The sequence below is a fragment of the Rhodoplanes sp. JGI PP 4-B12 genome, assembly GCF_900188135.1.
In genome coordinates, this window is sequence record NZ_FYEN01000016.1 from 1 (window position 1) to 9,451 (window position 9,451).

Here is a 9,451-nt window from a genome sequence, read left to right on the forward strand (position 1 = left end):
CATCGCTTGCCGGACATCTGCAGCTTGCAAACCTATGTTGGATCTACGACAGCAACACCGTGACGATCGAGGGCCACACCGATCTCGCGATGAGCGAGGACGTTGCCGCACGATTCAAAGCTTATCACTGGAACGTTCTGCGGCTGCAGGATGCCAACGACACGGCCGGTTTTGCGCGCGCAGTCGAAATGTTTCGTCGCACCAAGGATCGACCCACCCTCATCATTGTCGACAGCATCATCGGCTACGGCGCACCGCATAAGCAGAATACCGCGGCCGCCCACAGCGATGCCCTTGGCGCAGAGGAGGTCAGGCTGGCAAAACGCTCGTATGGTTGGCCCGAAGATGCGCAGTTTCTCGTGCCTGACGGCGTCTATGAATGCTTCCAGAATGGAATCGGCCGCCGCGGGCGGGCCTTACGTGACGAGTGGGTGAATAGCTTCGCCGCTTACCAAAAGCAGCATCCGCAAGCAGGCCGCGAAGTCGAGATCTTGTTGAAAGGCGAATTGCCGGACAATTGGGACGGTGAACTGCCGGCATTTCCTGCGGACGAGAAGGGTCTCGCCACACGCGACGCTTCAGGCAAAGTGCTCAACGCGATTGCAAAAACCGTACCCTGGCTTATCGGCGGCGCAGGCGATCTGGCGCCATCGACCAAGACCGCATTCTCCGGAGCGGAGGCGCTTGAGGCCAACGCGCCCGGTGGACGCGTCATGCATTTCGGCGTGCGCGAACACGCCATGGGCGCCATCGTGAATGGGCTGGTGCTCTCGAAGCTGCGCGCTTTCGGCGCGACGTTCCTCACTTTCAGCGACTATATGCGGCCATCGATCCGGCTTGCCGCGTTGATGGAATTGCCGGTTTTTCACGTCTTTACCCACGACTCGATCGGTCTGGGCGAAGACGGACCGACGCATCAGCCGATCGAACAATTGGTGGCGTTACGCGCGATTCCTAATATCGTCGTGTTGCGGCCGGCCGATGCCAACGAGGTGCGCGAAGCGTACAAGGTCATCATGAAGCTGGCCGATCGGCCGGCATGCCTCGTGCTCAGCCGGCAGAAGCTTTCGACCTTCGACCGCAGCCGTTACGCATCCGCGGATGGCCTGGCGCGCGGCGCTTACGTGTTGGCCGGCGCCGAGAATAGCGTACCGAAAGTGATCCTGATCGCCAGCGGCAGCGAAGTGCAGCTTTGCGTTACCGCTTACGAACAGCTCAAGCGTGAGGGAATTGCCGCCCGCGTGGTCAGCATGCCAAGTTGGGAGCTGTTCGAGCAGCAGGATCGGCGTTATTGCGATGACGTTCTGCCGCCAAGCATTACGACCCGGGTCACTGTAGAGGCTGGCGCCGTGATCGGCTGGGACCGCTATGCAGGTCCCGACGGCGTGATCATCGGTATGCACAGTTTCGGAGAATCGGCGCCTGGGACAGACGTGATGCGGAAGTTCGGATTTGTTGCCGATAAAGTGTTGCAGGCGGCCAAGGATCAGATTGCCAAAAGTGAGATTGCAGGAAAGCGTCCGTTATGAACCCGCTGAAAGCATTGCAAGATCATCGCCAAGCGATGTGGCTTGATTTTCTCTCCCGCGGCTTCATCGCCGATGGCCGGTTAAAAAAACTGGTCGATGAGGATGGCCTGCGGGGCGTCACATCGAACCCTTCTATTTTTGAGCACGCCATTGGCCAGACCGACGAATATGACGATGCGATCAAGCGCATGTTGCAAGGCCATGACTATTCGCCGGGACAAATTTTCGAAACGCTTGCGGTCGAAGATATTCGCAACGCAACCGACGTCCTGCGTCCGGTATTCGATGCCACGCAAGGTGCCGACGGTTTTGTCAGCATCGAAGTATCCCCCTATCTCGCCAAGGACACGAACGGAACGATCGCCGAGGCAAAGCGCCTATGGCACGAGGTCGATCGGCAGAACTTGATGATCAAAGTTCCGGCAACGTCCGAGGGTCTGCCCGCCATTCATGACCTCACTGCCGAGGGCATCAACGTCAATATCACGCTGCTATTTGCCCAGCAGGTCTATGAACAGGTCGTCGAGGCCTATTTGTCCGGGCTCGAGACGCTTGCTGCCAACGGCGGCGAAATTGTGCGCATGGCGAGCGTAGCAAGTTTCTTCGTCAGCCGGATCGATACTGAAGTGGATAAATTGCTCGACGAAAAGATTGCGCGCGTCAACGATCCGGATGAAAAGGCTCGCCTGGCGGCACTGAAGGGAAAGATCGCCGTCGCCAACGCCAAGCTGGCCTATCAGCGTTATCTGCGGCTGTTCACAGGAGAACGTTGGCATGCGCTCGCAGAACACGGCGCCAAGCCGCAGCGGCTGTTGTGGGCTTCAACCGGCACCAAGAACAAGGCTTACAGCGACGTCCTTTACATCGAAGAACTGATCGGCGCGGATACGGTGAACACGATGCCGATCGCGACGATTGAGGCGTTTCGCGACCATGGCAAAGTTCGCGAAACTCTCGAAGCAGACGTTGCCGAGGCACAACACCTCCTTGGTGAACTAGGCCGCGCCGGCATTTCACTGCAAGCAGTTACCGAGAAGCTCACCCAAGACGGCGTTCGGCTTTTCTCCGATGCGGCCGACAAGCTCCACAGTGCGGTTGCGAAGAAGAGAACCGAAATCCTTGGCGAAAAAATCGACCAGCAGAAATTCGTTCTCGATCAGCAACTCAAGAAGCGCGTCGACGAGATAGTTGACGGCTGGCGCGCCCGCGGCGATGTCCGGAAACTTTGGCAGCGTGACAAATCGCTATGGACCAATACCGATGAGGACCGCTGGCTGGGTTGGCTCGACAGCGTCGAAGATGCGCAGATCAGGGATTACGTCGCGTTTGCCAATGAGGTGAAGCAAGACGGCTTTAACGACGCGGTTCTTCTCGGAATGGGCGGCTCAAGTCTCGGCCCCGAAGTTCTGTCCGCGACGTTTGGCCATCAAAGCGGCTGGCCCCGGCTGCGCATCCTTGATTCCACGGTGCCCGCGCAGATCAAGGCGCTCGAAGCGGATCTGGATTTGGGCAGGACATTATTCATCGTGTCCAGCAAATCCGGCGGCACAACCGAACCCAATATCCTCAAGGACTATTTCTTTGCAAAGGTTGCGGAGAAAGCCGGGAAGGATCAGGCAGGTAGACAGTTCATTGCGATCACCGATCCCGGATCGGCGCTGGAACAGCGTGCCAAAGAGCAGAAGTTTCGCCAGATTTTTTACGGCATCCCTACAATCGGTGGACGATATTCCGTCTTGTCGCCGTTTGGACTCGTGCCTGCGGCAATCGCCGGCCTCAATGTTGCAGAGCTTGTGGAATTGTCCCGCACCATGATCCGCTCGTGTGGACCGGATGTGCCACCCGCAGATAACCCGGGCGTCGCGCTCGGCATTGTGCTGGGCGCTGCCGCCGCGCGCGGCCGTGACAAAGTCACTATGCTGACTTCGCCGACGCTTAAGAGTTTTGGCGCATGGGCTGAGCAATTATTCGCGGAATCGACCGGCAAGCACGGCAAAGGCCTGATCCCGATCGATGGCGAGCCGCTCGGCAGAGCGGAAGTCTATGCCGACGACCGCGTCTTTATCGATCTTGCCTTGAAAGGCGAAAACGATCCCGATCACGAGGACAAGCTCAAGAGGCTGGAAACTGCCGGTCACCCCGTCATTCGCATCGTGCAGAATTCGCCCGCGCATATCGTCCAAGAGTTCTTTCGTTTTGAAATTGCCACCGCGACCGCTGGGGCGCTGCTTGGCATCAATCCGTTCGATCAGCCCGATGTAGAAGCGAGTAAAATCAAAACGCGCGAGCTGACGAGCGCCTTCGAAGCGTCTGGTAAATTGCCGCACGAAACGCCGGTCTGCTCGGAAAATTCCATCGCGGTCTATACCGATGAGGCGAATGCCGCTGAGTTGCGTAAAGCCGGCGCCGCTGAGACGGTTGGAAGCTGGCTTGCTGCGCATTTTGGCCGGGTCGCAAGCGGCGACTATTTTGCTCTGCTTGCCTATCTCGCGCGCAATGAACAAAACACATCGCGACTGCAGCAATTGCGGCTGGCGCTGCGCGATCGCTGTCGTGTCGCAACCTGCCTCGAATTCGGCCCGCGATTTCTGCATTCGACCGGCCAGGCTTACAAAGGCGGGCCGGACAGCGGCGTGTTTCTTCAGATCACCGCCGACGATGGCGACGATCTGCCTATTCCTGGGCATCGCGCCAGCTTCGGCGTAGTGAAGAATGCCCAAGCGCGGGGCGACTTCGATGTTCTACTCGAGCGCGGCCGGCGTGCGCTGCGCGTTCATCTCAAGGGCGAGATCGCGGCTGGCCTAGCGGCGCTGCAGGCGGCGTTCGATCGCGCGCTGGCGTGACCGGAGATTTACATGCAGATCGGCGTGATCGGCCTCGGGCGCATGGGCGGCAACATTACGCGCCGTTTGATTCAGAACGGTCATGAGGCGGTGGTCTACGACCACGACGCTAATGCGATTGCGACCTTGCGCCAAGACGGCGCGATGGGCGCCGCGGGCATCGACAAGCTCGTCAAACAATTGGAGCCGCCGCGCGCGGTTTGGCTCATGCTGCCGGCCGGCAAAATTACCGAAGATACGATCGACCAGCTCGCCGAGCTGCTTGCACCCAGCGACATTATTATCGATGGCGGCAATACTTTCTGGAAAGACGATGTTCGGCGCGCCAAAAAGCTGAACGAGCGCGCCATACATTATGTCGATGTCGGGACCAGCGGCGGTATCTGGGGACTCGAGCGCGGCTATTGCATGATGATTGGCGGCGCCAAGGAAGTCGTCGCGCGTCTCGATCCATTGTTCAAGGCACTCGCTCCCGGGCTCGGCAATGCGCCGCGCACGCTCGGCCGGGATGGCCGCGATCCACGCGCTGAACTGGGCTACATCCACGCCGGTCCGCACGGCGCCGGACATTTTGTCAAAATGGTCCACAACGGCATCGAATATGGGCTGATGCAGGCTTTCGCCGAAGGTTTTGACATTTTGAAGAATGCGAACAGCCAAGCTTTGCCGGAGGACGCGCGTTTCGAGTTCGACCTCGCCGATGTTGCCGAAGTGTGGCGGCGCGGCAGCGTGATTAGCTCGTGGCTGCTGGATTTGACGGCAAGCGCCCTTGCGGCCGATCCGAAACTTGCCGACTTCGAAGGGGTGGTCGAGGATTCCGGCGAAGGCCGCTGGACAATTATGGCCGCAATCGAGGAGGCCGTTCCCGCCGACGTGCTTTCTGCTGCGCTCTACACGCGCTTCCGCTCACGCCGCGATCATACTTTCGCTGAAAAGATTCTATCCGCCATGCGCAAGGGGTTCGGCGCGCATGTCGAACCAAAAAACCGCAAGGCCAAGCCATCATGACTTCTAAGACCGGCGCTACGAGCGGGCGCGCCGCCGACCCCTGTTGCCTGGTCATTTTCGGCGCGTCCGGCGATCTTACTCACCGGCTGCTCGTGCCGGCGCTTTACAACCTCGCTGCCGCGCGGTTGCTGCCGGAGGCCTTCGCACTGATTGGGGTTGCGCGCAGTCCGTCATCAAGCGAAGCGTTTCGCGCAGACCTCGCCAAGAGCCTCCCCCAATTCGCCAACCGATCGATCGATCAAAACGTGCTCAACCAGGTGCTCGGCTGCGTCGGTTATGTGCAAGGCGACCCCGACGACGAATCCACTTACGCGAATATTGGACGGGAGCTCACCCGCGTCGAACGCGAGCGTGCCACACAGGGCAATCGGTTGTTTTATCTGGCAACACCGCCGGCGGGGTTCGCTCCGATTGGTTGTCATCTCGGCCAATCGGGTTTGGCACGGGAAAACGGCGCGTGGCGGCGTGTCATCATCGAAAAGCCGTTCGGCACCGATCTCGCCAGCGCCCATGCGCTTAATCAAAAGCTCCTTGGCGTTCTCAAGGAGCATCAGATTTTCCGCATCGACCACTACCTCGGCAAGGAGACGGTGCAGAACATCTTGGTGCTGCGTTTTGCCAATGGCCTATTCGAGCCGATCTGGAATCGCGATCACATCGATCATGTGCAGATCACCGTGGCCGAATCGCTTACCGTCGGCCGTCGCGGTAATTATTACGATGCCACCGGCGCATTGCGCGATATGGTGCCTAACCATCTGATCCAGCTGCTTTCGCTCATCGCAATGGAGCCGCCGTCACGCTTCGCAGCCGACTCCGTGCGGGCGGAGAAAGCGCAATTGCTCGAGGCCGTCCAGCTGCAGAACCGCGACGAGGCCTTGCGCAATTCGGTAAGGGCGCAATACGACGATGGCTTTGTCGAAAACCAGCGCGTCGAAGCCTACCGCAAAACCAAGGACGTCGACCCGCACAGCACAACCGAAACCTATGTGGCGCTCAGGCTGATGATCGATAATTGGCGCTGGGCCAACGTGCCGTTTTATCTACGGACCGGCAAGGCGCTCCGCGGCAAGCAGACCGAGGTTGCAATAAAATTCAAGCAGGCCCCGATCGCCATGTTTCGCGATACGCCGGTTGATCGGCTTGCCGAAAATTTCCTGGTCGTCGGAATTCAGCCTAACGAATGCATCGGTCTCGAATTTAACGCAAAAATTCCGGGGCCTTCGATCGCCATTGGCGGCGTGAGCATGACATTCAGGTATGAAGATTATTTCGAAGCAGCGCCAAGCACCGGCTACGAAACTTTGATCTATGACTGTATGGTCGGCGATGCCATCCTTTATCCCCGCGCCGACGGCATTGAAGCCGGCTGGCGCCTCGTGCAGCCGCTCCTTGACGCCTGGCGCGAAGAAAAAGGCGAGCGCCTTGCGAGCTATCGCGCCGGCAGCGATGGCCCTAAGGAAGCAGACGAACTGCTCGCGCGCGACGGACGCCGCTGGCGGCCAATCGCTTGAATTTGCCATGAATGTTAAAACCCAACCGCAGATTGTCGTCGTTACCGACGCCGCAGCATTGGCCGAGACCGCAGCGCGGCGGCTGATCGCGCGTGTTACTCGCGGCGACCGGGCGGCGGTCTGCCTGACCGGCGGTTCGAGCCCGCTCGGGCTGTACCGCTTGCTCGCGGAACGTCCCTGGCGCGAACAAGTGCCGTGGGACCGCGTGCACTGGTTCATGGGGGATGATCGGTTCGTTCCGGAGAACGATCCATTGAGCAATATAGGCGCGGCGCGGCGAGCGTTTCTCGGCCACGTACCCGTGCCGCGGCAAAACATCCATCCGATTGCGATCAACTCGAATTATCCCGAAGACGCCGCGCGTCTTTACGAAGATGAACTTAAGCAGTTTTACGGTATGGATCGCCTCGACCCGGCGCAGCCACTGTTTGATCTCGTACTGATGGGGCTCGGCCCCGATGGCCACACGGCGTCGCTGTTTCCGCACTCGCCCGCGCTTGAAGAAAAAGACCGCTGGGTTCTCGGCGTTGCGAAAGCCGGAATGGAGCCATTTGTGCCGCGTGTCACACTGACTTTCCCGGCACTGGCTGCCACGCGTGAAATGCTGTTTCTGATCGACAGCGCCGATAAACGCCCGATTCTCAAACGTGTGCTTGCCGGCGAAGATTTGCCGGCGCATCGTGCCTATGCGCACGGCGATTTTGTCTGGCTTGTGATCCAGGCTGCCGCGCCGGAGAGATGAAATGAATTCCGGAACGACTTCGAGCGACATTAGCGTCCTTGTCGTCATGGGAGTGTCGGGCTCCGGCAAAAGCACCATCGCAGCCATGCTGGCGCAGCGGCTTCATTGGATTTATGAGGACGCCGACTGGTTTCATCCAAAATCGAATATCGAAAAAATGCATCATGGCGAGCCGCTCAACGACGAGGATCGCTCGCCGTGGCTGCACGCGATCGCGGAGTGGATCGACGCGACGCGACGCGCCGGCGGCCACGGGATTGTTGCCTGTTCGGCTCTCAAGCGGGCTTACCGCGATATCCTCATCGGTAACCGCCCCGACGTGCGCCTCGTTTTCTTAAAAGGCGATCGCGACGTGGTGGCACGGCGCATCGCCGCCCGCGCCGATCACTTCATGCCCCCGGCGCTGCTCGATAGCCAGTTCGAAAGCTTGGAGGAGCCACAGCCAGACGAACGGCCGATTGTCGTTTCCATCGTGCCGCATCCCCGAGACATCGTTGAGGCGATCGTTGAAAAACTCGGTATTGAGTCTGTCGCGGCTGAAACGGGTCGCGTGGCTCGGTAGCAAAGCGATCCAGTTATGACGGACGCGCCACCGAGCGAAATCACAAACGAACGCTCACCTTCGTCCACCGGTACAGCACCAGACTCCGACGCGAAAACGATAAGACGTCTGCTGATATTTTTTGCTCTGGTCTATGTCGTCGAGGGCCTCGGGCAGATTGTCGGACTGATTTCGCAACCGCTGAACTATTATCTGAAAGAGGTGCACGGCTGGACGCCGGCGCAGGTTACGGCATTCGTCACCATCTTCAACTTGCCGTGGATCATCAAACCACTCTACGGGCTCGTATCCGATTTCGTGCCGCTGTTCGGGTACCGGCGGAAAAGCTATCTGATCATCGCCAATATTGTGGCAATCGTCGGCTATGTATGGGTGACGCAGATCAACGCGCCGGGCGACCTTGTTGTCGCGCTGATGCTCACGGCTTACGCGATGGCGATATCGTCGACGCTATGCGGGGCGGTCCTGGTCGAAAATGGGCAGCGGCTTAAAGAGAGCGGGACTTTCGTCAACCAGCAATGGCTCTGGTTCAACATCGCCGCCATGATCGCTGCCATCCTTGGCGGTCAGCTCGTGCAGTATCTTGCCCCTAGCGACGCGTTGCATGCTGCCGCCGCCATTATCGCGATCGCGCCGCTTGCCGTCATCGCCGGGACCATCTTTCTCGTTCCCGAGAAAAAGACCCGCGCAGATCTAAAGGGCATGCGGAACACACTTCGCGGCTTGCTGGTGGCGTTCCATCGGCGGGAGCTGTGGGTCGTCGCCGCGGTCATTTTTTTCTACTATTTTAGCCCGGGGTTGAGCACGCCGCTGTACTATCACATGACGGACGATCTGCGGTTCTCGCAAGGCTATATCGGAATCCTAGGATCGATCGCAGCCGCGGGATGGGTGTTCGCCGCACTCCTCTATCGGCGATTTTTTGAAACTCTGACGCTTCGAAACCTTCTCAACTTGAGCATCGCTTTCGGCACCCTGACTGGGCTCGCCTATCTCTTGTTCTGGAACGAGACCGCTGCGGCAATCATCAGCTTTTGCGCTGGATTTTCCGCGATGCTCACGACCGTTGCCACCTTGACGCTTGCGGCCGACTATTGTCCGCCGCGCGCGGAGGGATTCTCCTTCGCGGTGCTCATGTCGATTATTAATCTCGCCAACACGCTCGCCGACAACATTGGATCCTTTCTATACACGCATGCTTTCAACAGGGCATTGCCGCCGCTTGTCTTGATTTCAGCCGCGTTTACTGCCTT

7 protein-coding genes are annotated in these 9,451 nt (G+C 59.0%); all 7 read left to right on the forward strand.

All coding sequences use genetic code 11. From position 1 onward, the window contains the following. Window positions 1–1,529 (forward strand): transketolase (locus CFA80_RS00995; RefSeq protein ID WP_088518508.1); only part of this gene is annotated, 1,529 nt, incomplete at its 5' end. After that, complete coding sequence (locus CFA80_RS01000; RefSeq protein WP_088518509.1) at window positions 1,526–4,372, forward strand: bifunctional transaldolase/phosoglucose isomerase; 2,847 nt, start codon at window positions 1,526–1,528, stop codon at window positions 4,370–4,372. The genes CFA80_RS00995 and CFA80_RS01000, both read left to right, overlap by 4 nt. Before the next feature lie 12 nt (window positions 4,373–4,384). Next, the gene (gnd, locus tag CFA80_RS01005) at window positions 4,385–5,380 is read left to right on the forward strand and encodes a phosphogluconate dehydrogenase (NAD(+)-dependent, decarboxylating) (RefSeq protein ID WP_088518510.1); all 996 of its coding nucleotides are present in this window, start codon (window positions 4,385–4,387) and stop codon (window positions 5,378–5,380) included. After that, entirely contained in the window at window positions 5,377–6,894 is a 1,518-nt protein-coding gene (zwf, locus tag CFA80_RS01010; RefSeq protein ID WP_088518511.1) for a glucose-6-phosphate dehydrogenase, read from the forward strand. The genes gnd and zwf overlap by 4 nt, the downstream gene beginning before the upstream one ends. A gap of 7 nt (window positions 6,895–6,901) precedes the next feature. Beyond that, entirely contained in the window at window positions 6,902–7,636 is a 735-nt protein-coding gene (gene pgl, locus CFA80_RS01015) for a 6-phosphogluconolactonase (RefSeq protein WP_088518512.1), read from the forward strand. A gap of 1 nt (window position 7,637) precedes the next feature. Then, window positions 7,638–8,198, forward strand: a complete 561-nt coding sequence (locus tag CFA80_RS01020; protein WP_245281139.1) for a gluconokinase — start codon at window positions 7,638–7,640, stop codon at window positions 8,196–8,198. 15 nt (window positions 8,199–8,213) lie between these two features. Beyond that, the coding region (locus CFA80_RS01025; protein ID WP_088518513.1) for an MFS transporter at window positions 8,214–9,451 on the forward strand (1,238 nt) is incomplete at its 3' end.

Bases quoted from the DNA above. Each gene is read 5' to 3' on its own strand.
- pgl (WP_088518512.1), top strand. From the start codon at position 6,902: ATGAATGTTAAAACCCAACCGCAGATTGTCGTCGTTACCGACGCCGCA.
- gnd (WP_088518510.1), top strand. From the start codon at position 4,385: ATGCAGATCGGCGTGATCGGCCTCGGGCGCATGGGCGGCAACATTACG.
- zwf (WP_088518511.1), top strand. From the start codon at position 5,377: ATGACTTCTAAGACCGGCGCTACGAGCGGGCGCGCCGCCGACCCCTGT.
- CFA80_RS01020 (WP_245281139.1), top strand. From the start codon at position 7,638: ATGAATTCCGGAACGACTTCGAGCGACATTAGCGTCCTTGTCGTCATG.
- CFA80_RS01000 (WP_088518509.1), top strand. From the start codon at position 1,526: ATGAACCCGCTGAAAGCATTGCAAGATCATCGCCAAGCGATGTGGCTT.